This is a genomic window from Bradyrhizobium sp. AZCC 1577, assembly GCF_036924575.1.
Classification (GTDB): domain Bacteria; phylum Pseudomonadota; class Alphaproteobacteria; order Rhizobiales; family Xanthobacteraceae; genus Bradyrhizobium.
Genome location: NZ_JAZHRQ010000001.1, coordinates 7086233 through 7111903, shown reverse-complemented (window position 1 = coordinate 7111903; position 25671 = coordinate 7086233). Strand labels below are relative to the sequence as shown.

The 25671-nt window shown below is 63.0% G+C and carries 23 protein-coding genes; 15 read left to right on the top strand and 8 right to left on the bottom strand.

Going from position 1 to position 25671, the window contains the following annotated elements; genetic code table 11:
- Positions 1-8 precede the first annotated feature (8 nt).
- Complete coding sequence (locus V1278_RS33700; RefSeq protein WP_334383689.1) at positions 9-617, bottom strand: TetR/AcrR family transcriptional regulator; 609 nt, start codon at positions 615-617, stop codon at positions 9-11.
- Between the two features lie 101 nt (positions 618-718).
- Here V1278_RS33700 and V1278_RS33695 point away from each other — a divergent pair, with 101 nt between their 5' ends.
- The 6 genes from V1278_RS33695 to V1278_RS33670 all read left to right on the top strand — a co-directional run bounded on the left by V1278_RS33695 (position 719) and on the right by V1278_RS33670 (position 4998).
- Positions 719-1414 carry a PspA/IM30 family protein gene (locus V1278_RS33695; protein WP_334383688.1) on the top strand — a complete coding sequence of 232 codons (696 nt, stop codon included), beginning with the start codon at positions 719-721 and terminating at the stop codon, positions 1412-1414.
- A gap of 44 nt (positions 1415-1458) precedes the next feature.
- Entirely contained in the window at positions 1459-1734 is a 276-nt protein-coding gene (locus V1278_RS33690; RefSeq protein WP_028350439.1) for a YiaA/YiaB family inner membrane protein, read from the top strand.
- Positions 1735-1920: 186 nt separating this feature from the next.
- Positions 1921-2289: a hypothetical protein gene (locus V1278_RS33685; protein ID WP_334383687.1), complete on the top strand. Its 369-nt coding sequence runs from the start codon at positions 1921-1923 to the stop codon at positions 2287-2289.
- Between the two features lie 154 nt (positions 2290-2443).
- The gene (locus V1278_RS33680) at positions 2444-3484 is read left to right on the top strand and encodes a hypothetical protein (RefSeq protein WP_334383686.1); all 1041 of its coding nucleotides are present in this window, start codon (positions 2444-2446) and stop codon (positions 3482-3484) included.
- 11 nt (positions 3485-3495) lie between these two features.
- The gene (locus V1278_RS33675) at positions 3496-4695 is read left to right on the top strand and encodes a hypothetical protein (protein WP_334384310.1); all 1200 of its coding nucleotides are present in this window, start codon (positions 3496-3498) and stop codon (positions 4693-4695) included.
- 96 nt (positions 4696-4791) lie between these two features.
- A complete protein-coding gene (locus V1278_RS33670) occupies positions 4792-4998 on the top strand; it encodes a hypothetical protein (RefSeq protein ID WP_334366651.1) in 207 nt (68 codons plus the stop codon).
- 105 nt (positions 4999-5103) lie between these two features.
- Here V1278_RS33670 and V1278_RS33665 read toward each other — a convergent pair whose 3' ends face one another.
- Positions 5104-5952 (bottom strand): SDR family NAD(P)-dependent oxidoreductase, encoded by an 849-nt coding sequence (locus tag V1278_RS33665; protein ID WP_334383685.1) that lies wholly within the window; start codon positions 5950-5952, stop codon positions 5104-5106.
- Between the two features lie 190 nt (positions 5953-6142).
- Between V1278_RS33665 and V1278_RS33660 the strand changes: the two genes are divergently transcribed.
- The 3 genes from V1278_RS33660 (at position 6143) to V1278_RS33650 (ending at position 9538) form a co-directional block, all read left to right on the top strand.
- Complete coding sequence (locus tag V1278_RS33660) at positions 6143-7639, top strand: aldehyde dehydrogenase family protein (RefSeq protein ID WP_334383684.1); 1497 nt, start codon at positions 6143-6145, stop codon at positions 7637-7639.
- Positions 7640-7755: 116 nt separating this feature from the next.
- Positions 7756-8880, top strand: a complete 1125-nt coding sequence (locus V1278_RS33655; RefSeq protein ID WP_334383683.1) for an alkene reductase — start codon at positions 7756-7758, stop codon at positions 8878-8880.
- Positions 8881-9025: 145 nt separating this feature from the next.
- Positions 9026-9538, top strand: a complete 513-nt coding sequence (locus V1278_RS33650; protein ID WP_334383682.1) for a GFA family protein — start codon at positions 9026-9028, stop codon at positions 9536-9538.
- Between the two features lie 193 nt (positions 9539-9731).
- On the opposite strand, the gene V1278_RS33645 is transcribed toward V1278_RS33650, so the two are convergent.
- Complete coding sequence (locus V1278_RS33645) at positions 9732-10130, bottom strand: RidA family protein (protein WP_334366662.1); 399 nt, start codon at positions 10128-10130, stop codon at positions 9732-9734.
- A 404-nt stretch (positions 10131-10534) separates the two neighbouring features.
- On the opposite strand from V1278_RS33645, the gene V1278_RS33640 reads away from it, so the two are divergent.
- The 3 genes from V1278_RS33640 to V1278_RS33630 all read left to right on the top strand — a co-directional run bounded on the left by V1278_RS33640 (position 10535) and on the right by V1278_RS33630 (position 15382).
- A complete protein-coding gene (locus V1278_RS33640; protein ID WP_334383681.1) occupies positions 10535-11182 on the top strand; it encodes a glycerophosphodiester phosphodiesterase in 648 nt (215 codons plus the stop codon).
- Between the two features lie 370 nt (positions 11183-11552).
- A complete protein-coding gene (locus tag V1278_RS33635; RefSeq protein ID WP_334383680.1) occupies positions 11553-13295 on the top strand; it encodes an adenylate/guanylate cyclase domain-containing protein in 1743 nt (580 codons plus the stop codon).
- A 422-nt stretch (positions 13296-13717) separates the two neighbouring features.
- Positions 13718-15382, top strand: a complete 1665-nt coding sequence (locus V1278_RS33630) for a thiamine pyrophosphate-binding protein (protein WP_334383679.1) — start codon at positions 13718-13720, stop codon at positions 15380-15382.
- Positions 15383-15489: 107 nt separating this feature from the next.
- Here the strand turns inward: V1278_RS33630 and V1278_RS33625 are convergent, their stop codons facing one another.
- Positions 15490-16878, bottom strand: coding sequence for an LLM class flavin-dependent oxidoreductase (locus tag V1278_RS33625; RefSeq protein WP_334383678.1), 1389 nt, complete (start codon positions 16876-16878; stop codon positions 15490-15492).
- 185 nt (positions 16879-17063) lie between these two features.
- Here V1278_RS33625 and V1278_RS33620 point away from each other — a divergent pair, with 185 nt between their 5' ends.
- The gene (locus V1278_RS33620) at positions 17064-18446 is read left to right on the top strand and encodes a M20 family metallopeptidase (RefSeq protein ID WP_334383677.1); all 1383 of its coding nucleotides are present in this window, start codon (positions 17064-17066) and stop codon (positions 18444-18446) included.
- A 95-nt stretch (positions 18447-18541) separates the two neighbouring features.
- Here the strand turns inward: V1278_RS33620 and V1278_RS33615 are convergent, their stop codons facing one another.
- From V1278_RS33615 to V1278_RS33600, 4 genes are all read right to left on the bottom strand, one after another.
- The gene (locus V1278_RS33615; RefSeq protein ID WP_334383676.1) at positions 18542-20050 is read right to left on the bottom strand and encodes a tripartite tricarboxylate transporter permease; all 1509 of its coding nucleotides are present in this window, start codon (positions 20048-20050) and stop codon (positions 18542-18544) included.
- 7 nt (positions 20051-20057) lie between these two features.
- Complete coding sequence (locus V1278_RS33610; RefSeq protein WP_334383675.1) at positions 20058-20543, bottom strand: tripartite tricarboxylate transporter TctB family protein; 486 nt, start codon at positions 20541-20543, stop codon at positions 20058-20060.
- A gap of 174 nt (positions 20544-20717) precedes the next feature.
- The gene (locus V1278_RS33605; protein WP_334366671.1) at positions 20718-21686 is read right to left on the bottom strand and encodes a Bug family tripartite tricarboxylate transporter substrate binding protein; all 969 of its coding nucleotides are present in this window, start codon (positions 21684-21686) and stop codon (positions 20718-20720) included.
- A 269-nt stretch (positions 21687-21955) separates the two neighbouring features.
- On the bottom strand, positions 21956-23215 hold the full coding sequence (locus V1278_RS33600; RefSeq protein ID WP_334383674.1) for an FAD-dependent oxidoreductase: 1260 nt from the start codon (positions 23213-23215) through the stop codon (positions 21956-21958).
- A 428-nt stretch (positions 23216-23643) separates the two neighbouring features.
- On the opposite strand from V1278_RS33600, the gene V1278_RS33595 reads away from it, so the two are divergent.
- Both V1278_RS33595 and V1278_RS33590 read left to right on the top strand, forming a co-directional pair.
- Complete coding sequence (locus V1278_RS33595) at positions 23644-24624, top strand: LysR family transcriptional regulator (RefSeq protein WP_334383673.1); 981 nt, start codon at positions 23644-23646, stop codon at positions 24622-24624.
- Between the two features lie 43 nt (positions 24625-24667).
- Complete coding sequence (locus V1278_RS33590) at positions 24668-25579, top strand: amino acid ABC transporter substrate-binding protein (protein WP_442893709.1); 912 nt, start codon at positions 24668-24670, stop codon at positions 25577-25579.
- The last annotated feature ends 92 nt before the right edge of the window (positions 25580-25671 follow it).

Genomic DNA, 25671 nt, shown 5'->3' with positions numbered 1-25671 from the left:
TTCGAGATCTAACCAGGCTTGCCGGTCAGCCCATCGACCATCGCGCGCACGATGGTCGCAATTTCCTTGCGCAACGCCTCGACCGGCACCGCGATCAGTTTCTGCTCGAGCCCGAGCAGCACCATGCCGTGCACGGCGGAGAACAGACTGCGTGCCGTCACGCCCAATTCGCCCTGCGTTCGCGCTGGAAACAGCGTGGCAAGCGGCTGGTAGATATGGCGGAACAGGTCCATCTGTTCGCTGATCGCCCAATCCGGCACCGGCTTGCCCGGCGCCATCCGATGCTCGAACAGCGCGCGCCACAGTTCGAGATTCTCGGCGGCGAAATCGCAATAGGCGACCGCGATGCGGACCAGCGTTTCACGAGGGGAGGGCGGCCCATCGGCTTCGGCAGCCGTGAGCGTGGCGTCGAGCCGCGCCAACGTGCGCGACCCGACCCGCAGGATCAATTCGTCCACGTCTTCGACGAGATTGTAGACCGCGCCGTTGGCGATGCTGATGTCCCGCGCCAGATCGCGCGTTTTCAGCCCCGCCAGACCCCCTGCGGCAATCCGTCGCTCCGCCGCTTCGATTAGGGATTCCCGGAGTTTGGCTCGTCTTTCCAGTGCCTTAGACATCACTTTCCGATCCTGAGCGATGCTCAAAATAATTCTTGAGCAGCGCTCAAACTGTGCTATAACCTTTTCATGAGCAATGCTCATAGCACAGGGAGCCACCAATGTTCAAAACTGTTTTGACGCTTTTCCGGGGCAGCGTGGCTGCCGCGGGAGAAGAACTGGAAGACCGCGCGGCGCTGCTCATTCTCGACCAGCAGATGCGCGACGCCGCCGCGGCGGTCGAACGTTCCAAGCGCTCGCTGGCGCTGGCGATCGCGGGCGACCAGCAGGAGGGTCGCCGTCTCGACGCCACCAACGCCCGTATCGCCGACCTCGAAGTCCGCGCCACCGCCGCGCTCGATGGCGGAAGGGAAGACCTCGCCCGCGAAGCGGCGCAGGCAATCGCCAATCTCGAGGCCGACCGCGATGCCGCGATGACCGCGCGGACGCTGTTTGCGTCTGAAATCACGCGCATGAAGCGCCAAGTCGCCAACGCCGAGGCGCGAATTACCGAGCTTGATCGCGGCCGTCGCATCGCTCGCGCGTCGGAAGCAGTTCGCGCGCTGCGAAGGGGCGGCGTCGAAGCCGCGCGCCCTTACGAATCCACGCTGCCGGAAGCGGAGAACACGCTCAGGCGGCTGCGTGAGCGCCAGATCGAGGCCCAGGCCGCCGCCGATGCCTTGATCGAGCTCGATGCCGCCACCGGACCGCAGGCGACCGCCGAAAAGCTCGCCGAACAGGGCTTTGGGCCACGCCTGAAATCAACCGCGGACGACGTGCTCGCGCGGTTGAACGCCAAACGCACGCAAGCTGCCTGACACTGAACTCGATCGATTAAAACCCATACCAACAGGAGATTATCATGAACCAGAACGTCCAACCCCACAGCGGTGCCTGGGTTACCTTCACCTACATTTCGTTCGCTGCCTCGGCCTTCATGGTCGCCGTCGGCGTGTTCTTCCTGCCGCTCGATCTCTGGATCAAGGGCTATCTCGCAATGGGCATCGTCATGCTGGTGCAGTCCTGCGTCACCCTGACCAAAACCGTGCGCGACATGCACGAAAGCGGCAAGCTGGTGAACCGCATCGAAGATGCCAAGGCAGAGCGGCTGCTGATGGAAGTTTCCAAAGCCGCGTAACCTGTGGCGCGGTGCTGGCGAGGGCGGACGGCGGATGTTACGGCATCCGTCGTTCGCTTGTCCGCCTTCGCCCTCACCAGAAACAGCAACTCGCTACCGGACAAAGCAAACTGAAAGGGAATGTCCGTGCCTCCTCCTGAAAATGACGACGGCCGTGGGCGTCCGACTTCGCTGCAAAGAGCGCTCGTGTTCTTATTTCTGGGCCCCGTCCTCGGAGTGCTCATAGCGTTTTCAGTGGTGGCCATTGCGATCCGCGGATACGCCGCCGATCTTTTCGGCGTCTCGATAGCGTTTTTGTTCAGTCTGGTTGTATGTGCGATCACCGGTATCGTTGATGGAGTTCTGGCCTGGGCTGCGCCAATTTCCTTGAGGGCGCCCTTGACCGCGATCGTCGGGGCGGCCGTTGCCGTCGGTCTCGTCCTTTTCCTGGCAGCCCAATTGGGGGGCCAGATGACGCCGCCGCTGCACACGCTGATTCCAATCGCAGTCATCGGAGCGCTCAATACAGGTGCGTGCTCGCTGCTCACGTACTATTACCGTCGCAGGAAGGCTTGACCTGGTCAGCATCCCGCGCCGCCGTTTCCTGTCACGAATTATTTGATGCCGCCGTTCAATGCATCGTTTACCCTGCGGCAATCGCAACATATCGCGCTCATGGCTCCTTAACGGGCCCCGGCGCACAAATCCGCCCCCAAGCGGGGAAAGCGGCATGGCGTCTGTCTGGAGCGACAATTCGGCGATCCGTCACGCCTTGGGGCAGGTGCGCTCCGCCGCTACACGTCTGGGCGGATATGGCCTCTTTTGGCTGAAGGCACTGCGCCAGCCCACCATCGATCTCACCCTGCGCACCCATACCGGGCTGATCACGCGAATCGTCGAGGCCCCCGGCCTGTCGCTTTCCGAAGCCGAGCTCGACGAGCTGGTCTCGCAACTGCGCGTCGTGGCGGCCAAGACCCTGCCGAAGGAGAGCCTAACCTACGGCATCTTCTCCGGTGAGCGCGAACGGCTGTCGCGCGCCATCGTCACGCTGATCTCGGAGCAAGCAACGGGCCGGCCGATTGCCTTCAACGCGCTGTCGGTCATGAAGGTGGAACTCGACGGCGAGCCGGTGGAGGTCACGCATCTCGGCCTCGTCATGGTCGATCCCGATGAGCGGGGGCAGGGGCTCTCCTGGGTGCTGTACGGCCTGACGGCGCTCGTTCTGTTTGCCCGCGACGGCCTGCGTCCGAAATGGATATCGAACGTCACCCAGGTGCCGTCGGTCGTCGGCATGGTCAGCCAGACCTTTTCGGATGTCTTTCCGTCGCCCCATCCGGACTCACGCCAGAGCTTTGCGCATCTGCAACTGGCACGCGGCATCATGTCCCGTCATCGCGCCGTGTTCGGTGTGGGTGAGGATGCCGGGTTTGACGAGGCGCGGTTTGTCATCACCAATGCCTATACCGGTGGATCGGACGCGCTGAAGAAAACGTTCGAAGCCGCACCCAAACATCGCGACGAGCAATATAACGCCTGGTGCGCGCGTGAGCTCGATTATGCCAGGGGCGACGACGTCCTGCAGCTCGGCCGCATCGACCTTGCCGGTGCCCGCCGCTACGTCCAGCGGGATGTGCCGGCCGGTTCATTGCCGGCGCTGCTCGCGGCCTCCGCCGTGCTGGCGTTGCAGCGGCTGATACTGCCGGTGGTTTACTGGCTCGACGATACGCGTCCGTTCGGCAGCTTGCGGCCGTGGCGAGGGAACGGCCGATGACACCAGGTGAAATGTCATCTGGCATGATCGCCGATTCCATCGTCAATCTCTGCGGCGCGATCGGGCTTGGCGTCGCCATGATCACGCTGCACCGGCGCGATCCCAAGGGCCCGCTGACGCGGCGTCTCCTGGTCGCTCTTGGCATTATCGCGCTGCTGTTCCTGGTGCGGGGCACGGCTTGGTGGAGCGGCAGCGCGGGGCTCAACAACCTGTCGGCAATTCCGGCCGCGCTGATCCCGCTCGGCGCATTGATCGTTACTGAAGGTATCCTGCGGCGTCATGCCCCGCGCCTGGCCAAGATCGCGCTTCTGAGCGGCGGTATCGCGCTCGGTCTCGCCGGCGCTGCCGGGTTGGAAACCCTCGCGATGCCCGCCGCCATCCTGCTCGCGTTGTTTCAGCTTGGCGGCTTCGCCATCTGCGCCTGGTTGCTTGCGACCCGTGACCGGGCCACGCTGATGGTATCAGAGAATCGCATCGTTAGCCGTCTCGCCGTCGGCGCCATCCTGGTCATTCCCTTCATCGTCACCGATTTCAGGGTGCTGTTTCCGGATATCCCGGTCAGGCTCGGGGCATTGGGAGCATTGCTCGTCGTTACCGCGATATTGATCGCGGAACGCGGTGCGGAGACGCAGCGTCAGGCGTTGATGATGACGGCATTGCGGCTGTCGAGTTCGGCCCTTCTCGGTACTGCCGCGGCGTTTGTCGCGCCGGACGCCGATGCGGCGCAGGTCATGCGATTCTGTGCGATAGCGATCACGGGCGTTCTCACCATCGGGCTGATGGTGGACGCGCTGCGCGCCCACTTCGAATCCCAGGTGCCCGGTGTTCTCAACTCCGTCGCGGCCTCGCCAGCCAGAACGCGCGACGCGCTGATCGCGGAACTCGCGCGTCATCCGATCTTCGAGAGTGCCCGGCGTTATCGGGAGAGCGAACTCTCGAGCTTCGATCCGCAACTGCTGCGTGATTTTCTCTCGACCCGGCGTGTGCTGCGCCGGCCCGATGCGCCGTGGGGCCTGACATCGTCCGATCCGGCCGTCGAACGCGTGGTGTCGCTGCTAGCGGCCAACAGCGCAACGCACCTCATCGTGCTATCGCATGATCCGATCGACGTCATCACACTGGCAGTTCCCGTGATTTCGGCCGATCCGGCCACTGAAACCGCGCTGGCCCTGTTGCGGCGCCTGCTGGCGCTGACGCCGGAGGCGACGTGATATTCAGTCACGAGATTTTTCACGCGCGACGACGTACGAAATTCATCGTGACTGTGATAAGACGCCGCCGTAGCGATTTCATGATGGGGCAGGCCAATGTCGAAGCAAGCGATGCGTGAGGAGGCCGAGCGCCTGATCCGCGAGACGATGCAAAAGAAGACCATCGTCGTGAAGCAAGGACAGACCAGGATCGAGGCGGTCTGCGGCAAATGCGGCGCGCCGAACCGCGTCCAGGCCGAGAAGGGCGCGACCCGCGTCAAATACGTCTGCAAGCAATGCGGCGACAAGCAGGTAACGCTGTAGAGTTTTGCAGTTGTCCACACTATTGCCACGCAGACGGTCAGCTCCCTCCCCCGCAAGGGGGGGAGGGAACGCACCTTTGTTGAGGCGGCAGCATCGCGACGCTTATTATTCCTTCACAAATCTCGCGAACGCCTCCGCATAATCCGGATGCCAGCGCGACAGCGCGGGGCGGTTCTCCACGATATCGCCAATCGCCCACAGCATGCGCCGCTCGTCGAGTTGCCGCGGTACGTCGTTATCCGGACAGAGGATGTAGAAGTCGCCGGCGTCGATGCGTTCGATCATGAAATCGATCGTTTGCTCTGGCGTCCAGGCGCCGGGCGGCTTCTCGGTGCGGCCGCGCGCGGTCAGGGGCGTGAAGACGTGGCCGGGGATCATCAGATGCGCGCTGATCCTGCAGCCCGGCAGGTTCCGCAATTCGTGCTGCAGCGCTTCTGTCTGCGCTTTCACGCCGGCCTTCGAGACGTTGTAGGCGGGATTGCCGGGCGGCGTCGTGATGCCTTGCTTGGAGCCGGTGTTGATCACGAGGCCGGGCCGTCCGCGTTCGACCATGTGAGGTACGAAAGCCTGCGTGCCGTGAATGACGCCCCACAGGTTCACCGCGAGAATGCGCTGCCAGTTCTCCAGCGGACCAAAACTGTTGCTGTCGGGGCCAATGCCGGCATTGTTCATCAGGATGTCGATACCGCCGAACCGCTTTTGCACCGCGGCTTCCAGGCCCGCAACCTCATCGAAGCGGCTGACGTCGATCGATGCCGTCATGATGTCGGCCGCGCCGCCCCTGGCGACGGCTGCCAGTCTGACCGCGGCCTCGGCGAGGCGCTCGGTACCGATGTCGGCGATGCACACCTTCATGCCGAAGCCGGCGAAACGCATCGCGGCGGCGAGCCCAATGCCGGAGGCGCCCCCGGTGATCACGGCAACATGATTTGGCGACATCGCGGGATGGGGCATCGTCATTCTCCGGACAGATGAGCTATGTACTCGCAGGCAGACGCCTAGACTACCATGTACGAATGGGCATGGGAGGTTTTCGCATCGGCCGCTTTCCGCAATCCTTCGGCCGCATTACGGTTCATGCCACGGTCATAGATGTGCAAACATAGCGGCACAAAATTCCAACCGACTTCAAGGGAGTGTAGTCATGGCAGTCACGCAGGCGATTCCGATCACGCGCCATCCTTACGCGGATGGTTCCTACAAGAGGATGCTGATCGACGGCCAGTGGGTCGACGCCGCCTCCGGCAAACAGTTCGAGACCCACAATCCGGCGACCGGCGAATTGCTCGCGACCGTCGCCGAAGGTGACGCGGAGGACATCAACCGCGCCGTGGCGGCGGCCCGCCGCGCCTTCGAGGGACCGTGGAGCAAGGTGAAGCCGTATGAGCGGCAGGGCCTGTTGCTGAAGCTCGCCGATCTCGTCGAGAAGAATTTCGAGGAGCTGTCGCAGCTCGACACGATGGACATGGGCGCGCCGATCAGCCGCACCCGCGGCAACAAGCTGCGCGTGCTCGGCATGCTCCGCTATTACGCCGGGCAGGCGACGGCGCTGCACGGCGAGACCATCGAGAACTCGTTGCCCGGCGATATCTTTTCTTACACGCTGAAGGAGCCGGTCGGGGTGGTCGGGGCGATCATCCCCTGGAACGGCCCGCTCGCTGCAACCGTCTGGAAGATCGGTCCTGCGATCGCAACCGGCTGCACCGTCGTGTTGAAGCCCGCCGAGGAAGCGCCGCTGACCTCGCTGCGGCTCGCCGAACTCTGCATGGAAGCCGGCGTCCCGCCTGGCGTCGTCAACGTCGTGCCCGGCTATGGCGAGACCGCCGGCGCGGCGCTGGCGTCGCATCCCGATGTCGACAAGGTCGCCTTCACCGGCTCGCACGTCACGGGGCAGTCGATCATCCGCGCCTCCGCCGGCAACCTCAAGCGCGTGTCGCTCGAACTCGGCGGCAAGTCGCCCGACATCGTGTTCGCCGATGCCGATCTTGACGCGGCGGTGCCGGGCGCCGCGATGGCGGTGTTTGCCAATTCCGGGCAGATCTGCAGCGCGGGTACGCGGTTGTTCGTCGAAGAGAACGTCTATGACGAATTCGTCGGCCGCGTCGCCGAGTTCGGCAAGAAGCTGCAGGTCGGTAACGGCCTCGATCCGGGCACGCAGATCGGGCCGTTGGTCTCGCAGCAGCAGATGGACCGCGTCGCTGGTTACCTCGACATCGGCCAGAAGGAAGGCGCCAAAGCGGTGGCCGGCGGCGGCCGCCTGACCGAAGGCGCGCTCTCGAAGGGCTTCTTCGTGCAGCCGACCGTGTTCGCCAACGTGCAGGACAATATGCGGATCGCGCAGGAGGAAATCTTCGGCCCGGTGATCTCGACGATCTCCTTCAAGGATACCGACGAGCTGGTCAAGCGCGCCAATGCCACCACCTTCGGCTTGGGCAGCGGCGTCTGGACCACCAATGTCAGCAAGGCGCACCAGGTCGCGAAGGCGCTGCGCGCCGGCTCGGTCTGGGTCAACTGCTATCAGGCGATGGATCCGGCCGTGCCGTTCGGCGGCTACAAGATGAGCGGCTACGGCCGCGAGTCCGGCAAGCAGCACGTCGAGGAATATCTCAACGTCAAGGCAGTCTGGATCAAGACGGCCTGAGACGCTTCAGATCGGTGGATGCGATGGCGGCGGCTTCGGCCGCCGTTATCCTGAACCTGTTACGAACAAGCTGAAGCGGTTACATAACCGTATCAACACGGAGTTCTGGAAGAGACATGAATTATCCATCGTTGTTTTCGCCGCTCAAGGTCGGCCCCTACAGGCTCAATCATCGTCTCGCGTTGGCGCCGTTGACGCGGATGCGGGCGGCGAAGCCGAGCCTCGCGCCGCGGCCACTGAATGCGGAATATTATGCGCAGCGCGCGACGCCGGGCGGATTGCTCATCGCCGAAGCCTCGCCCGTGATGGCGACGGGCTTCGGCAGCCCCGGCGTTCCCGGCATCTATACGGAAGCGCAGATCGAAGGCTGGCGCGAGGTGGTCGATGCCGTTCACGCCAAGGGCGGAATCATCTTCCTGCAGCTCTGGCATGTCGGGCGCGTCTCGCATTCCTCCTTCCAGCCGGGCGGCGTGTTGCCGGTCGCGCCATCGGCGGTGCCGATCGCCGACCTGAAGACGGGCACGGCAGACGGCAAGGCAGTGCCCTACGAGACGCCGCGCGCGCTTGAGACGTCGGAAATTCCTGGCGTGATCGACGCCTATCGTCAGGCCGCGAAGAACGCGCTTGCCGCCGGCTTCGACGGCGTCGAGGTGCACGGCGCCAACGGCTATCTGATCGAGCAGTTCCTGCAGTCGCACACCAACCTGCGCACCGATCAGTATGGCGGCTCGATTTCGAACCGCGTGCGCTTCCTGATGGAGGTGACCAGGGCCGTGGTCGAAGTGTGGGGGGCCGACCGCGTCGGCGTGCGGCTGTCGCCCTATGGTGTCGCCAACGGCAGCGGCGAGCCGGACCCGATGCCGCTCTACACATATGCCGTCGAACAGCTCAATCAGCTTGGCCTTGCCTACCTGCATTTCATCGAGCCGCGCTCCTCCGGCGCCGGCCGCGCCGAGGTCAACCACCAGAACGTGCCGTCGGCGATGGTGCTGTTCCGCCCGATCTGGAAGGGCGTGCTGATCGCGGCCGGCGGCTTCACCGGCGAGACCGCCGATGCGGCGATCAGGGATGGCCATGCCGACGCGGTCGCTTTCGGCCGCATCTTCATTTCGAATCCGGACCTGCCGCGCAGGCTGCAGCGCGGCTTCCCGCTGACGCCTTATAACCGCGCGACGTTCTACGGCGGCGATGTGACAGGCTATACGGATTATCCGGAGCACAACGAGCTGGAGCAGGCGTGAGTCACAGGCGTCATTGCGAGCGAAGCGAAGCAATCCATGCCTCAACGAGCGGATAGATGGATTGCTTCGTCGCGGAGCCTGTCATCCGGCGGCGCTTCGCGCCGACCGGGTGGCTCCTCGCAATGACGAGAAGAGGCAGCACAGAATGTTTCCAGAAGAGGAATTAGAGAAAAGGAAAACCAAGGCGGTATCCCTCGGCAAACCCGCCGCGGGCCAATGCCTGTGCGGCAAGGTCGCCTTCGAGATCAACGTGCCGGCGCGCTGGGCCTGGCACGATCATTCGCCGGCCAGTCGCCGCGCCCATGGCGCGGCCTACGCGACCTATGTCGGAAGCTGGCGCAAGCGCTTTCGCATCACCAAGGGCAAGGCCAGTCTCACACGATACGAAGACGAGGTCACCAAGACGGTACGCAGTTTTTGCTCCAGTTGCGGCACGCCTGTTGTCTATGAGCGTCCGCGCTCGCCGCACATGGTCAACATCCCCCGCGCTCTGTTCTCCGGCCGCACCGGCCGCCAGCCGCTCTATCACATCGCGATCGAGGAATTGCAGGAGTGGGCCTATACCGGTGAACCGCTGGTGCCGCTGAAGGGATATCCCGGCGTGGTCTGGCAACGCTCGAAAAAGAAGAAGCGCGCGGACCGTGAAGGGATGGTCTAGAGCGTGGACCCACTACGCGCAGCCAGCCATAGCCGGATGGATGCGAGCTGGACGAAGGCGATAAGGGGCTTGAATCACGGCAAGACAGTCCGGCTCAATGTGGCCCGCCAAGGAGCGGGTCGGACGCTATGCACCCGAAAGTGGACCTATTATGCTCACCCTGAGCTTTGTCGTTCTTGACCCAAATCGGACTTCAGCTGTTACCGAGATAGGCGACGGTTTCGATCTCCACCAAGACTTCCGGTTTCGCAAGAGACCGCACTTCTACAAGCGTGGAGGCAGGAAAGTCTCCGGTGAAGAACTCGCGGCGCGCTCGCCAGACCTCGGTGTTTTTCTTGATATCGACGACATAGATCGTCATCTTTACCAGGTTGTCCATCGTTCCCCCGGCCGCATTGATGATGCGATCAATGCGTGAAAATATTTGCTTGGTTTGTTCGTACTCATCTTTTCCAACTATCTCAGTGCCGCCTTCGAAGGGACGTGCTACTTGGCCGGAGATGAACAGCATGTCGCCGGCGCGTATAGCGTTTGACCACAGACCGGGGCCGACCTCAGCCACATCGGGGACAGAGAGCTTTGTCCTAGGCATTGCATTCTCCCTATGAAATTATCTCTGATGCGTTTCGCTATTGGTCTATCACAAATATAGGCGAGCGCGTCGCGGAATTGCCTCGGATGACAGAAGATGTACGACGCACATCCTGCGCGACTTGTCGTTCGGCTGGATCATAAGGCAGAGCCTTAACTGCGACGCGGCCGGAGTCCGGTTGTGGCCCGTATGCGACGACTCCGACCTGTGACGTAGCGTCTGTTGCTAGGAGTGGACCGGCCATGGTTCAGACGCGGGCCAACCGACGCAACTGACCCAAAACCGGCAGTTTCGGTGACGTCGCCTTTTGGCCCTACGCTGATCAGGGTCAACGTCGTGGCCGCGGATTGACATTTCTCTCGACGGGGAGATTGCATGGCGCGCGCAGCTTTACGGACCTCGTCATGAAGCTTATTGCGCATCGTGGATGGTCCGCGGGTCGGGGTGAAAACTCGCTCGCCGCGTTCGCACGTGCCGCCCGTGACGGCAGAATATCTGGTGTCGAATTCGACGTCTGCCTTGCAGCGGATTCCGACACATTGGTGGTGTCACACGAGCCGCCGCGTCATGTCGAGAATGCGCTTACCCTCGATGCGGCACTGTCGCTTCTTTCGCCGACTGACCTTGAACTGTTTGTGGAGGTGAAGGAGACGGGACTTGTCTCTAGAGTCATCGAGAGGCTGATTGCCAGCAACGTGGCCCGTCGCTCGGTCGTATTTGCCTTTGCCGCCGTCGCAAGATCCTTTCCGTGGGAGGGTGCGCGACCGGTGCGCCTGGGCATCATCGTTATGTACCCGTGGAACCTGAATCGTGCGGTGCGCAGGTATGCGCCGGATGTCCTCCTGCTCGGCTGGGACGCGCGCGCTTGGACGCGAGTCGCTTTTCGCGCCTGGTGGTCCGTTTTCTCGCTTGAGCAGCTTGCGCGACGCCACCACGTGCCGGTTGTGGTAGGAGTCGTGCAACGCATGAACGACCTTCATTGGCTCTCGCGGCAGCACCTCTACGGGGCGGTTGCCGACGTCGACCGCACTCTCGACCAGCGCCAGACCTGATTAGGCCGCGCAAACCCCTTCGTCGCCCGTGAAGTATTCGAAAGCAGCTGACAGATCGGCCTGATCTGGTGGGGAACTGTTTCGGTGACGTCGCCTTCTGGCCCGTAGGTGAAGTGGCGGCACGTTGCATCGAGGTCCGCTCGTGGACGTGTAGCGGACTAGGTTTGCTCACGGTGAGTTATTCGCATTTTGACCCAACTCGGACCCCCCTGTTGACGCACGCGCTTTGCCGCCGTGCCAGGGCCGGCCCGGCAAGAGGGCCCACTTGAGGCGATCGAGCCTCCTACGATACCGCTCACAGGTCCGCAACTAAGTGCTAAGCTCCTCCTTGTCCCAGCGGCGTGGTTGGTCTGGCCGTTCGGAGGGCGCTGTGACCGAGCAGCAGGTTCATAGGCGATTAGCGGCAATCTTGGCTGCCGACGTGGTCGGCTACTCCGCGTTGATGCAGCGCGCTGAGGTAGCCACCTACGCGGAGTTCGAACGGCTCAAGCGGGAATTGATCGAGCCTGGTCTCTCCCGCCACGAAGGGCGACTAATCAAGACAACGGGTGACGGCGCGTTGGCCGAGTTCGCAAGTCCATCGGCTGCGGTGCGATGCGCGGTGGACATACAGGAAAGCATCGCATCAGGCCGAAGCCCCCTTAACCTTCGTATTGGGGTCAATCTCGGGGAGGTTATCGTTGGAGCTGACGGCGATCTTTTTGGCGACGGGATCAACATTGCGGTCCGGCTGGAGGGGACCGCCGATCCGGGCGGCATCCTGATTTCCGAGAAGGTGTACAGCGAGGTCGAGGGCAAGCTGGATGTTGGCTTCGAGGACCGGGGCGAACAGCGGCTCAAGAACATCTCCAGGCCGGTCCGCGCTTACGCCGTTCGCGCGGGAGCGCGCAGCATGCTGATCGATAGGCTAAGTGCGGCCCCGCCACTCCCGGACAAGCCTTCCATCGTCGTGTTGCCGTTTGACAACATGAGCGGCGATCCCGAGCAGGAATACTTCGCGGACGGAATGGTTGAGGAGATCACCACCGCGCTTTCGCGGTTCAAATGGCTGTTTGTGATCGCCCGAAATTCGAGCTTTACGTTCAAAAACAAAGCCGTCGATGTGAAGGAGGTCGGACGCAGGCTTGGCGTGCGCTATGTCCTTGAGGGGTCTGTGCGCAAGGCATCGGGGAAAGTCCGAATCACCGGGCAATTGATTGATGCGATTACTGGCGCACACATTTGGGCGGACAGGTTCGAGCGTGACCTCACGGATATTTTCGTTCTCCAGGACGAAGTCACCGTTGCCGTCGTCTCGGCCATTCAGCCAAGATTGCTTCAAACAGAAATCGATTTGGCGGCGCGGCGGCGACCGGAGGACCTCACCGCTTATGATTTTTATCTCCGGGCTTTGCCGCAGTATTACCTATCGACCCGCGAAGGGCTGGCAGAGGCGCTCAGGCTGGCGCATCGCGCTCTGGAGCTGGACCCTCGGTTCGGCTTTGCTGCGGCTCTGGCCGCGAACTGTTATACGCTTAAGGTCCTTTTGGGCTATGACGACCCTCAATCCAACCGCAAGGAAGCAGTTCGACTGCTTCGCCTGGCATTGAGCATCGACGATAGTGATCCGGAAACGTTAGCGTACGCTGCCATAATCTCCGCGTTCATGGTCGACGATATTGAAAGTGGAATCGAAATGGCTGATCGCGCGGTCGCGCTCAACCCAAATTCATATACGGCATGGCGCGGCAGAGGCTGGGTCTATCGAAATGCGGGGCTGCCGGAGGAAGCGGTCCGGAGCTTCGAACGCGCCGTGCGCATGAGCCCGGTAGACCCGACGCTACACCGGTCGTTTACCGGGATGGGGATGGCCTTTATTGAGCTTCGTCGCTTTGACGAGGCCATCGCCGCAGGGAAGAAAGCCCTTCGTCAGAACCCCTCCCATCCGACAGCGTACCGCTGTCTCGCGTCCGCTTTCGCCCACCTCGGACGCGACGCCGAGGCGCGTGAGGCGGCGGCGCGTGTGCTTGAGACCGATCCCGGTTCTACGATATCTGCGTTCATCGCCCGGGGCGGACAATCAAACGCGACGCTGTTGATTGAGGGGCTTCGGAAGGCGGGGTTGCCCGAGTAGCCCTCCATCCCATGAGGTGATCAAGGCGCACTCTGCTGCGGCGCATGAGTCCGGTTTTGGCCCTTCCGCGACATCGGGCTATGTCCGCTATTCCGCCGCTGTTGAGGGTTGGGCGGACGTCAGTCAGTCGCTTAATGAGTACACGGCCTGGAGCGGGATGAGGCCGTGACGACGGACCATCTCGTGCCTCGGACGCAAGCTGCCTGAGTGCTGCGAGCCGGGTCCCATTCTACTTTGCATGGGGTTGTTTTCGCGATTTTGTGCCTGAGTCCCGCGGTGTACCGCTGCCGCGCTGCACGGCGTCGGGGACACGGAAAATGCCTGTGCAGAGCAGCCATGACCGCGATCCATTGCTTACGCGCGCCAAGTTTGGTCATCTGCCTCCGCCCCGCACATCAACGAAGCGGCGGGCGGGAGGAAAAATGAAGAACAAGATCACCGGCCGTTCGGCATTCCTGGCGCTGCTCAAGGACGAGGGCGTTACGCATCTGTTCGGCAATCCCGGCACCACCGAACTGCCGATCATGCACGCGCTGAAGGACCATCCCGACCTCACCTATGTGATGGCGATGCAGGAAAGCCTGGTCGTCGCCATGGCCGACGGCTTCAGCCGCGCCTCCGGCAAGCTCGTCGCCTGCAACGTCCATGTCGCGCCCGGCCTCGGCAACGCGATGGGCTCGCTCTACAACGCCAGCTTCACCGGCACGCCGCTGATCCTGACCGCCGGCCAGCAGGAGCAAGGCCACGGCCTGACGGAGCCGGTGCTTTATGGTCCGCTGGTGCAGATGGCTGCGCCCTTGGTCAAATGGGCGGTAGAGGTGACGCGGCTGGAGGACCTGCCGCGGATCGTCCGCCGCGCCGCCAAGATCGCGACCACGCCACCGACGGGGCCGGTATTCATCTCGCTGCCGGGCGACATCCTCAATTCCGAGGCCGGCATCGAGCTTGGCCGCTCGACCCGCGTCGATACGCGCGTCAAACCATCGGAGGAATCGTTGCAGGCGCTCACCGCGCGGGTTCTCAAGGCAGAGCGGCCGGTGATCATTGTCGGCGACGAGATCGTGAAAAGCGATGCGCTGCAGGAGGCCGCTCAACTCGCGGAAACGCTGGGTTGCCCAGCCTACCAGTCGTCGACGCCCTATGGCGCCCATTTCCTCTCGGAAAGCCCGTGCTTCATGGGTGCGCTGGCGCGCATCCAGAAGATCGCCCGTGACGCACTGTCGCCGTACGATCTCATCATCGCACTCGGCGGCGATCCCTTGCGGATGTCGGTCTACAGCGAAGTCGATCCGTTGCCGGACGGGTTGTCGATCGTGCAGATCGGCCTGGTCGACCACGACCTCGCCAGGAACTATGGGGCGGATATCGCGCTCAAGGCCGATGTGCGGGAAACCTTGCGCGCCCTGGTGCCGGCTCTAAAGGCCGCCGGCGGCAGTACGCTCCAGGCGCGCGCGAGCCAAGGATTGGGCGCGCTCGCCTCGACGAATTGGACGGCGCGGCGCAAGCCGCTGGTCGAACAGATTGCGAGACATGCCGAGACATCGCCAATCGATCCGGACTGGCTGACGCTGCAGGTGGTCGAGGCGATGCCCGACAACGCGATCCTGGTCGACGAGGGATTGACGTCTTCGCGGCAGATCATCGCGCTGCGTCCGCACCGCGACCGCTACGGCTATCACGCGCTGGCCTCAGGCGGCATCGGCTGGGGACTGCCGGCGTCTGTCGGCGTCAGCCTCGCCAATCCGCAGCGGCCAGTGGTTTGTTATTCCGGCGACGGCAGCTCGATGTACTCGATCCAGTCGCTGTGGACGGCCGCAAACCACAAGCTGCCGTTGACATTCGTCATCGTCAACAATGGCGGCTACCGCATCATCAAGCAGCGGCTGCTCGCCTTCCACGGCGACGATCATTACGTCGGCATGGATTTTGTGGATCCCCCGGTGGATTTTACCGGCGTGGCGAAGTCGCTTGGTCTGGAGGCGACGAAGGTGACCGATCCTTCTCAATTGAAGTCCGTATTGTCGTCGGCCTTCAGCCGGCCGGGGGCAAAACTGATCGAGGTCGTGGTGAGCAATTCGGTGAATTAGTCGAAATCGGTAGGGTGGGCAAAGCGCAGCGTGCCCACCATATCAGAGGCGCGGTGTGGATAGGTGGTGGGCACGGCGCAAGTGCGCCTTTGCCCACCCTACAAAGCCTACTCCGCCGCTTTCGTCCGCACATGCGGGCGAAATCTCGCCGCCGGATGCTGCTCCGTCAGCCGTGCGCGTCCCGCTCCGAACAGCTTCTCTCGCAGCGTCCCCTTCGCGTACTCGCTTTTGTACCGTCCTCGCCTTGTCAGCTCCGGCACCAGCATGTCGGCGATATCTTCGAAATCGCCGGGCGAGGTGGCGAACGCGACGTTGAGGCCGTCGACGTCGGTCTGCTCGAACCAGGCCTCGATATCGTCGGCAACCTTCTCGGGCGTGCCGATCACGACCGGCCCCGCGCCGCCGATGCCGACATGCTCGACGACCTCGCGGACGGTCCAGACCCGGTCGGGATCGGCGCGGGTGACGTTGTCGAGCGCAGTGCGGCCGGCGTCGTTCTGGACGTGGCGCACTTGCTGGTCGAGGTCGTAGCTCGAGAAATCGACGCCCATCCAGCCCGACATCAAGGCCAGTGCGCCCTCCGTCGCGATGTGCGCCCGATAGTCGGCGTATTTCGCTTTCGCCTCTGCCTCGGTGCGGCCGAGAATGATCGTCATCATGGAGAACATCAGGATTTCAGCCGGATTGCGGCCGATCTCCTGCGCCAGCGCGCGGATCGCGGCAACCCGCGGCCCGATGATCTTGGCCGACGGGCCCGACATGAATACGCATTCGGCATGTTGGGCGGCGAACCTTCGACCGCGCGGCGAGGTGCCGGCCTGGTACAGCACCGGCGTCCGCTGCGGCGACGGTTCGCTAAGATGGATGGCGTTGAGCCGGTAGTTGCGGCCCTCGTGCTGAATGCGATGCACCTTGGAAGGATCGGCAAAGATGCCGCGCGCGCGGTCGCGCAGCACGGCGTCGTCTTCCCAGCTTCCTTCCCAGAGCTTGTACACCAGCTCCATATATTCGTCAGCGATGTCGTAGCGGTCGTCATGCGCGGTCTGCTTGTCCTTGCCGGCGCCGCGCGCGGCGCTGTCGAGATAGCCGGTCACCACGTTCCAGCCGACGCGTCCCTCCGTGAGATGATCGAGCGTCGACATTCTCCGGGCAAACGGGTAGGGCGGCTCGAAAGAGAGATTGCTGGTGACGCCGAAGCCGAGATTCTGCGTCACCGCTGCCATCGCCGGGATCAGCATCAGCGGCTCGTTGGCCGGCGTCTGCGCGGCATTGCGCAGGGCAGCGTCCGGGCTGTTGCCGAAGACGTCATAGACGCCAAGCACGTCGGCGAGGAAAAGTCCGTCGAACCGGCCGCGCTCAAGCGTCTTCGCCAGATCGAGCCAATAGGGCAGGCGGTTGTAGTCCAGCGTGCGGTCGCGCGGATGGGTCCAGAGCCCCGGCGATTGATGCGCCACGCAGTTCATGGCGAAGGCGTTGAGCCGGATTTGTTTTGTCATGACGCAAACCTCGCAGCGCACAGTTCCCTTGCGCATTTGCCCGGTTAAACGCCGGGCTGTTGCCTGAAATTGTTGCATCCTCGCTGCGTTTAGCAAGGCCCATTCGACGGGCCCTGCCACTTCCAGCGGGCGGCTTATCCCGATAGGTTGCGGCCCCAACACGTTAGCGAACAAAGGAAAGAAACATGGCTGATAGAGCCGACGCGGTTGCGCGGGTACGCGAGCATCTTCATTCCGGCGCGTTTCTCGCCGAACTCGGCCGCAGGGTTGGATATCGGACCGAAAGCCAGAATCCCGGCAGCGGCGAGGCGTTGCGCGCCTATCTCGTGGACGACCTCCAGCCGGCCTTCGCCGCGCTCGACTTCTCCACCCGCCTGATCGAATCGCCGACCGGCAAGGGCCCCTATCTGCTGGCGGATTATCGTGAGGATCCCTCTCTGCCGACCGTGCTCACCTACGGCCATGGTGACGTCGTCGACGGCATGGAAGGCGAATGGCGCGACAATCTCGACCCGTGGCAGGTCACGACCAAGGACGAGCGCGTCTATGGCCGCGGCACCGCCGACAACAAGGGCCAGCACAGCATCAACCTCGCGGCGTTGCGCGCGGTGCGCGAGACCCGCGGCGGCAAGCTCGGCTTCAATGCCAAATTCATCATCGAGACCGGCGAGGAGATCGGCTCGCCCGATCTGCGGCAGGTGTGCGAAGCCCATCGCGAGGCGCTGAAAGCCGATCTGTTCCTGGCGTCGGACGGGCCGCGGCTCTCGGCCGATCGACCGACGATCTTTCTCGGCTGCCGCGGCGGCAACCGCATTCATCTCGATGTTAACTTGCGCGAAGGCGGCCACCATTCGGGCAATTGGGGCGGCGTGCTCGCCAATCCCGCGACGATCCTTTGCAACGCCGTCGCGAGCCTCGTCGACGGCAAGGGGCGCATGAAGCTCGACGCGCTCAAACCGCCGCGCATTTCAAACGCGGTCCGCGCGGCGCTTGCGGATGTGAAGATCGAGCCGACCGCGGACGAGCCGGCGCTGGCGCCCGATTGGGGCGAGGAGGGGCTATCGCCGGCAGAGCGGCTGTTTGCCTGGAATACGCTGGAGGTGCTGGCGATGTCGTCGGGCAGTATCGAGAAGCCAGCCAACGCCATTCCGGGACACGCCAATGCCGTGCTGCAGCTCCGCTTCGTCGTCGGCACCAAATACGAAGAGGTCATTGACGCCGTGCGCACGCATTTGCACGCCAACGGCTTTCCGATGGTGGAAGTCAGCGGCACGCAACGTTTCGCCGCCTCGCGCACCGATGTCGACAGCCCCTGGGTGAATTGGACTGCGAACTCGATCAGGGAGACTACCGGCAAGTCGCCGGCGATCCTGCCGAACTTTGGCGGCTCGCTGCCGAATGACGTGTTCGCCGAGGGGTTTGGCCTGCCGACGATCTGGGTGCCGCATTCCTACCCTGGCTGCTCGCAGCATGCGCCGGACGAGCACATCCTGCTGCCGGTGACTGAGGAAGCGCTGGCGATCATGGCAGGGATATTCTGGGACCTCGGTGAGAAGGCGAAGGCGTGACTCCGTCATGGCCGGGCTTGTCCCGGCCACCACCTTCTTGCGGATGCTACAAGGCCTGGCATGACGAGCTGAGAGGTCGTTGGCACGCCGCTGCCTTACACCTCTTCATCCAGCGCGACCAGTTCGCGCTTCTTGCGCAGCGCCGGCAGCAGCGGGCCGACCAGCAGCACGACCGCAAACAGAAGGCAGGCGGCCGAGATCGGCCGTTCGATAAAGGTCATCAGATTGCCCTGGGAGAGGATCAGCGACTTGCGCAGATTGTTCTCCAGCATCGGTCCCAGCACGAAGGCCAGCACCAATGGGGCCGGCTCGTAGCCGAGCTTGCGCATGAAATAGCCGATAATGCCGAACGCGATCATCACATAGACGTCGAACACATTGTTGCTTGAGCAATAGACGCCGATGATGGTGAACAGGATGATCAGGGGAAACAGGATGTTGTAGGGCAGCTTGAGGAGCTGGACCCACATGCCGATCATCGGCAGGTTCAACACCAGCAGCATCAGGTTGCCGATATACATGCTGGCGGCGATGCCCCAGAACAGGCCGGGGTTCTGCGTGATCATCAAGGGCCCAGGCTGCAGGCCGTGAATGACGAAAGCGCCGAGCAACAGCGCCATCACCACATTCGGTGGAATGCCGAGCGTCATCAGCGGAATGAAGGCGCCACCGGCGGCGGCGTTGTTGGCGGCTTCGGGTCCCGCCACGCCCTCGATCGCGCCGTTGCCAAAGCGCTCCGGTGTCTTGGACAGTCGCTTTTCCAGAGCATAGGACGCAAAGGAAGAGATCACCGCCCCGCCGCCCGGCAGGATGCCGAGCAGAAATCCCATGATCGTTCCGCGCGACATCGGGCCCGCGCTGGCCTTCCAGTCTGCTCTGCTCGGCAACAGATGCGTGATCTTCGTGTTGATGATGTCGCGTTTGATGATTTGTTCAGTGTTGAGCAGCACCTCGGCGACACCGAACAGACCCATGACAACAGGGACCAGCCCGATGCCGTCGATCAGTTCGACCCGGCCGAAGGTCAAGCGCGGTTGCGCGGTGATGCTGTCGAGCCCGATCAGCCCGAGCACAACGCCGGTGCAGGCCATCAGCAGCGCCTTTGCCATCGAGCCCTGCGTCAGGAAGGTGAGCACCACGAGGCCCAGCACCATCAGGCTGAAATATTCGGCCGGCCCGAAAGCGATCGCGACGCTGGCAAGTTTTGGCGCCACCAGCATCAGCGCGATCAACGCGAAAGTGCCGGCGATGAACGAGCCGAACGCGGCGATGCCGAGCGCAGGACCAGCGCGGCCTTGTTTCGCCATCTGGTGCCCGTCGATACATGTGACGACGGAAGCGGCCTCGCCGGGAATGTTGACCAGGATCGAGGTGGTCGAGCCGCCATACATCGAGCCGTAATAGATGCCGGCCATCATGATGATGCCGGATTCCGGCGTTCCCGACAGCGTGATCGGGAGTAACAGCGACATCGCCGAGATCGGGCCGATGCCGGGCAGCACGCCGACCAGCGTTCCGATGAAGACGCCGATGAAACAATAGATCAGATTGATTGGCTGAAGGGCGACGCCGAAGCCATGCGCGACGTTGATGAGCGTGTCCATGGTGCGATCAGCCGATTTCGAAGATGCCCGAGGGCAACTGGATCAGGAGCAGGCGTTTGAGGATCCACCACATGCCCAGCGGAACCAGCACGGCAATCGGAACGGCCAGCGACCAGCGCACCGGATCGACCATGCGCAACAACAGGAGCATCAGCGGAATCGAGGACAATAGGAAGCCGAGCGGGTTGAGCGCGAAAGAAAACGCGACGAGGCAGACGATGACGAGCAGCGGCTTGGTCCAGCGCGTGTTCACCCAGCGCGAGCCGAAGGTCGGCCCGCCCTCGGTCAATGCGGCGATGATGATCGAGGTAGCAAACAGGCACATCAGGATGCCGGTATAGAACAGCACGAAGCCGGCGCCGGGATCGTTGATGGTGCCGAGCTTCAGCTTGAGCCCGGACCAGATCACAAAACCGCCTAGCGCAAGCCCGATCAGTCCGCCCCACAGTTCGGAATTGTTGAGGCGGAATTTGACGTCACTGTCGTTACTCATACGAAACTCTCTCAGGCGTTCCCCGGACGCAGTGCAGCGCCATCAGCGCGTTTACGCTCGTCCGGACGCGCTATGGCGTTGCGCTGCAGAGCCGGGGTCCACGGCTGGCGTCATGGGTCCCGGTCCTGCAGAGCAGCGCAAACGCGCTGCACCGCGTGCGGGACACGGTTGCGGCTAGTTCGTCTTCTTCGCCAGCCCGAGCCTGTCGATCACCTTGCGCTCGGATTCGGTCACTTCGACGACGAACTTCTTGTAATCCTCGGTGTTCCTGTAGTTCGGCACCATGTCGAATTTGGCGAGCGTGGCGATTACGGCGGGATCTTCGAGCGCCTTCTTGAAAGCGTCGTGCAGCTTGGCGACGACCTTCGGGTCCATCCCCTTCGGTCCGGCGATGCCGAAGGGCGAGTCATAGACCATGGGATATCCGAGCTCCTTCAGCGTCGGCACGTTTGGATAGTTCGGCGAGCGCGCAGAGGTCCACACCATCAGAAGCCGCAGCTTGCCGGCGTCGACCAAGGGGCGCCAGCCGGTCGAGTCCGCCTGCAGCATGGTGTGCTGCCCCAGCACCGCGGCATTGGTCTCCGCGCCGCCCTTGAACGGCACCTGCGTCAGTTTGATCCCCGCCATCGAGGCGATCTGCTCCATGCCGATATGCAGCGACGTGCCGGCGCCCGGCGTCGCATAGGTCACCTTGCCGGGATTCTGCTTGGCGTAGTCGATCACATCCTGCCAGGTCTTGAATGGCGACTCGGCGCTGGTGGTGACACCGAACGTGTAGCCGGTGAGGTGAACGATGTAGGTGAAGTCCTTGGCCGGATCCCACGAGACTTCCTGCATCAGCGGCAGCCGAAACACCGTGATCGGAATCTGTGCGATGGTGTAACCGTCAGGCTTGGCGCCTGCCGCCATAGTGGCAGGCCCGACGGTGCCGGAGCCGCCGGCCTTGTTGTCGATTGCGATCGGCTGTCCCAGAACCTTCGAAGCGCTCTCGGCGATCGCGCGCATCGAGATGTCGGTCGAACCGCCCGCCGGCCACGGGACGATCAGCGTAATCGGCTTGGTGGGATATTCTTGCGCGCCGGCGGCTGCGGATATCAGCATGAAGGCAGCAATGGCGGTCGCCAAATGGCTACGTCTGAACATATGCAACACTCCCTTGCAGCTTCTCTTGACACGAGAGCCGCTTGTTTCTTCCCGGGCTCGATCATCCCTGAAATCGCCCAGGAAGAAAAGCGTGTTGGCGGCTGAGGCTCGCGCCGTCCGCGTCGCAACAAGCTGGAAATGACGCCAGCGACAGATGGCCTGCCGCGGCATCCCGGACTACGGAATTTGGCTGCCGCCGCGCCATGCGAATTCGGGCAATGACGACCAGCCTGGATTGTCGGCCCACTCGTTCGCAACGTCACCGCTCGTTAGGCAGCGCGGCGCAGGGCAAACGCTCCGGTCGCGGTGACCGATGGCTTGCAACCGATCATGTCCGCCGTCAGCCGCGCGCTGCCGCACGCCAGCGTCCAGCCGAGCATACCGTGTCCTGAATTGATGAAGAGGCCGTCAAGCGGCGACCAGCCGATGATCGGCCGGCTGTCGGGCGTCATGGGACGAAGCCCGCACCAGGGCTCGATGGCACCGGCTGCGTCGATCCCAAGCAGCTCGGCGGAGGCGCGGCGCAGGACTTCGACGCGTCCTGCATCGATCGTGGTGTCGCTTTCGAGATCGGCGATGCCAGCAACCCTTATGGCCGTGCGCCCGTCGCGCGCGAGCGGCGCAAATACCAGCTTGCGTTCCATATCCGTGACGCTGTGCCGAAGAAGGCGCGCCTCCGGCGCCGGTGAAAGCGTGATGCTGTAACCTTTGAGCGGATAGATCGGCAGATAGAATCCGCACGCTTTCGCAAAAGCGCCGGATGCCGCGCCCATGCACAAAACGAAATGGTCCGCCTGCACGTGTCCCTTGCCGGTGTCGACGGCAACCAGCCGGCCGCCGGAGCGAACCGGCCCGGCAATTTCGCTACCGAGTACCCATTCGACGTTGCGTTGCCGTCTCAGGCGGAGCGTCAGTCCGGCGCAAAAGGCCGCGCAATCTCCGACCTGCTCGGAGGCCGTGAAGATGCCGCCCGCGAGTTCGTGCGCGTCAAGTCTGAGCGCAGGCTCCAGCGCCAGGCATTCCGCGGGCGTCAACACCTGTTGGCCGTCGTCGTCGGCTTTCGCGGTGACCGCGCGTCGCGCACTATCGAATTCGTTCCGGCTTCGGAACACCACCAGCTTGCCGGCCGTTCGCAATCCGAATGAGAGCATCAGGCTTTGCGTCAGGCGCGCCAGCTCGCTACGGCTCAAGGCGGCGAGCGCAAGTTGCGCTGCAATGGTCTCGCGCACGGCTGCCGGCCGGCAAGCGAGCAGGAAGCGCGCTCCCCAGGAAATCAAGGCCGGATCGAGGCCAGCGCGGATGCGCATCGGCGAAGTCGACGACAGCAGCAGCGACGGCAGCTTCCTGAGTGTTGCCGGAGACGCCAGCGGCGCCACGAATGCGTACGAGAGCTGGCCGCCATTGGCTGCGCTGGCGTCTTTCGCGGTGGAGGCATGCCGGTCGACGATGATGACATCGTGCCCGGCCTCAGTAAGGCACCATGCGGTCGTCAGACCGATGACGCCGGCGCCCAGTACGCAGATTTTCATTTTCGAGGTTTCATCCTGGTGATCATTCGACCGAGGCGTGAGAATCGATCGGACGAAGGGTTGTCGCTCACCAGGTCTAAGGCCGCCGAACGCCGCCATTGATGCCAAGTCTGCATGATGCAAAATTTGCATAACCCGCCGGCGGCGTGGCAGGCTAAGGAAGATGCGATCATGGGCGAATGCGGAACGGCTGACATGAGCAGGCGAGAATTGACGGGGATTGCCGCAGAAGCGAAAGCGAGCGGAGGTGATGCAAAGCTTGCATTGGTCATCCCGCGTGGCGACCCGCTACGTTTGCCGGCATGGAACTTCACATTTGCTATCGAGAACCAGCGCCGGTTGGCCTCCGCAGCCATGCGTCGCCTCAGAGAGGCTATCATGGCGGCCGTCGTGGCGGCGCGGCTATCGCCTGCAAGGCGGGGGGCTTAATGGAGCTCCGCTGGCTTCAGGATTTCCTGATGGTGGCCGAGACCCGCAATTTCACCCGCGCCGCCGAGAAGCGAAACACGTCCCAGGCTGCGTTCAGCCGACGGATCAAGTCCCTCGAGGCCTGGCTCGGTTTCGACCTTATCGACCGCAGCGTGTACCCGACGCAGCTCACGCCGCAAGGCGAGCGCTTTCGCGAGCATGCCGGCGAGTTGCTGCGGCAGATGCTCGACAGCCGCGTCGAGCTTGGCGGCAAGCCGCTTCGCCGCAACGAACATATCCGCATCGCGCTGCCGTTCGCGATGGCCACCGCCCGGTTGCCGCATTGGTGGCAGGCCTGGTCACACGAGCGGCGGTTGAGCTGCTCGGTGGTCGTCGGCAACATCCACGATCTCGTCACCTCGCTCGTCTCCGACAACGTGGACCTGATGATCTGCTACCACCACGCCCAGCAGCCGATCCATCTCGATCCGGACCGCTACGAACGCGTCACGCTCGGCACCGAATTCCTGCGGCCCTATGCCAGCGAGGCGCTGATGGCGAAGAGCGGCGCGTCGCTGCCCGGCCGGGCGTCGCATCCGGTCCCCCTTTTGATGTATTCGCCCGGCGTCTATTTCGCCCGGCTGGTCGATCTCATCCTGGAGACCGCCCCCATTTTCGGCGTGCGGGTCATTGAAAGCGACATGTCGGACGTGCTGTGCGGGATGGCGCTCAGCGGACGCGGCGTGGCTTGGTTAACGGAGGGGACTGTGGCGGCTTCCGGCCGGAAGCGGCTGGTCCCTATCGGCGGCAACAAATGGGCGTTGCCTTTGTCTTTAGTCGCATTCAGGGGCCGAATGCATGATGGCCAACGGGCGCTAAATCTGTTTTGGTCCGAATTGTGCAGGCATAGTGCCGGGCACGCCGGAGGCGGTCTTGCCAAGGATCTTGCCAAGACAGGTTCGAGACCGCCGGCCAAACGGCCCGGCAAGTTGCTGAGTTAGGGTGGATGAGCAATCATCTGAAACCTTTGGAGGGAGAAGTTACGTGAAACACCGTCATATTATCGGCTGTCTGGTCGCGGGTGCGTTGTGCGCCGGGCCGGCAACGGCCCAGGAGCTCACCGGGACGCTGAAGAACATCAAGGACACCGGCGCCATCACGCTCGGCTACCGCGACTCGTCGATCCCGTTCTCCTATCTCGACGACAACCAGAAGCCGATCGGCTACGCCATGGACATCTGCTACAAGATCGTCGATGCCGTGAAGAAGGAGCTCAAGCTCGACAAGCTCGAGGTCAAGCTCAACCCGGTGACGTCGTCGACCCGCATCCCGCTGCTCGCCAACGGCACGATCGATCTCGAATGCGGCTCGACCACGAACAATGCCGAGCGCCAGAAGCAGATTTCCTACACCAACACCCACTTCCTGACCGCCAGCCGCTACGTTTCCAAGAAGGCGAGCAAGATCAATTCGATCGACGATCTGAAGGGCAAGCCGGTGGTCTCGACCGCGGGCACTACCAATATCAAGCAGCTCACCGAAGCCAACGCGGCGCGCAGCCTCAACATCAATATCATCCCGGCGAAGGATCACGCCGAGGCATTCCTGATGGTCGAGACCGATCGCGCCGTGGCCTTCGTGATGGACGACATCCTGCTCGCGAGCCTAGTTGCCGGCTCAAAAGCGCCGGGCGATTACGTCATCTCCAAGGATGCGTTCTCCAAGCCCGAGCCCTACGGCATCATGCTGCGCAAGGACGATCCGGCCTTCAAGAAGGTGGTCGATGCGGCGACGGCGGCGATCTATACCGGCGGCGAGGGCCAGAAGATCTACGACAAGTGGTTCACGCAGAAGATCCCGCCCAAGGGGCTGAACCTCAACACGCCGATCAGCGCCGAGCTGAAGAACGAATTCGCCAAACCGTCGGACTCGCCGGATCCGGATTCGTATAAGTAAGTGATACGTTGACCCTCATGGTGAGGCGGCGCGCCACCGCCGTCTCTAACCCATGAGGTCCCGGTTGGGCCTTCATCCTTAGACGCCGCGCA

Bases quoted from the DNA above. Each gene is read 5' to 3' on its own strand.
- V1278_RS33600 (WP_334383674.1), bottom strand. From the start codon at position 23,215: ATGAAAATCTGCGTACTGGGCGCCGGCGTCATCGGTCTGACGACCGCA.
- V1278_RS33625 (WP_334383678.1), bottom strand. From the start codon at position 16,878: ATGACAAAACAAATCCGGCTCAACGCCTTCGCCATGAACTGCGTGGCG.
- V1278_RS33665 (WP_334383685.1), bottom strand. From the start codon at position 5,952: ATGCCCCATCCCGCGATGTCGCCAAATCATGTTGCCGTGATCACCGGG.
- V1278_RS33655 (WP_334383683.1), top strand. From the start codon at position 7,756: ATGAATTATCCATCGTTGTTTTCGCCGCTCAAGGTCGGCCCCTACAGG.
- V1278_RS33620 (WP_334383677.1), top strand. From the start codon at position 17,064: ATGGCTGATAGAGCCGACGCGGTTGCGCGGGTACGCGAGCATCTTCAT.
- V1278_RS33680 (WP_334383686.1), top strand. From the start codon at position 2,444: ATGGCGTCTGTCTGGAGCGACAATTCGGCGATCCGTCACGCCTTGGGG.
- V1278_RS33630 (WP_334383679.1), top strand. From the start codon at position 13,718: ATGAAGAACAAGATCACCGGCCGTTCGGCATTCCTGGCGCTGCTCAAG.
- V1278_RS33605 (WP_334366671.1), bottom strand. From the start codon at position 21,686: ATGTTCAGACGTAGCCATTTGGCGACCGCCATTGCTGCCTTCATGCTG.
- V1278_RS33675 (WP_334384310.1), top strand. From the start codon at position 3,496: ATGTCATCTGGCATGATCGCCGATTCCATCGTCAATCTCTGCGGCGCG.
- V1278_RS33670 (WP_334366651.1), top strand. From the start codon at position 4,792: ATGTCGAAGCAAGCGATGCGTGAGGAGGCCGAGCGCCTGATCCGCGAG.
- V1278_RS33610 (WP_334383675.1), bottom strand. From the start codon at position 20,543: ATGAGTAACGACAGTGACGTCAAATTCCGCCTCAACAATTCCGAACTG.
- V1278_RS33650 (WP_334383682.1), top strand. From the start codon at position 9,026: ATGTTTCCAGAAGAGGAATTAGAGAAAAGGAAAACCAAGGCGGTATCC.
- V1278_RS33695 (WP_334383688.1), top strand. From the start codon at position 719: ATGTTCAAAACTGTTTTGACGCTTTTCCGGGGCAGCGTGGCTGCCGCG.
- V1278_RS33660 (WP_334383684.1), top strand. From the start codon at position 6,143: ATGGCAGTCACGCAGGCGATTCCGATCACGCGCCATCCTTACGCGGAT.
- V1278_RS33640 (WP_334383681.1), top strand. From the start codon at position 10,535: ATGAAGCTTATTGCGCATCGTGGATGGTCCGCGGGTCGGGGTGAAAAC.
- V1278_RS33615 (WP_334383676.1), bottom strand. From the start codon at position 20,050: ATGGACACGCTCATCAACGTCGCGCATGGCTTCGGCGTCGCCCTTCAG.
- V1278_RS33700 (WP_334383689.1), bottom strand. From the start codon at position 617: ATGTCTAAGGCACTGGAAAGACGAGCCAAACTCCGGGAATCCCTAATC.
- V1278_RS33595 (WP_334383673.1), top strand. From the start codon at position 23,644: ATGGAGCTCCGCTGGCTTCAGGATTTCCTGATGGTGGCCGAGACCCGC.
- V1278_RS33645 (WP_334366662.1), bottom strand. From the start codon at position 10,130: ATGCCTAGGACAAAGCTCTCTGTCCCCGATGTGGCTGAGGTCGGCCCC.
- V1278_RS33690 (WP_028350439.1), top strand. From the start codon at position 1,459: ATGAACCAGAACGTCCAACCCCACAGCGGTGCCTGGGTTACCTTCACC.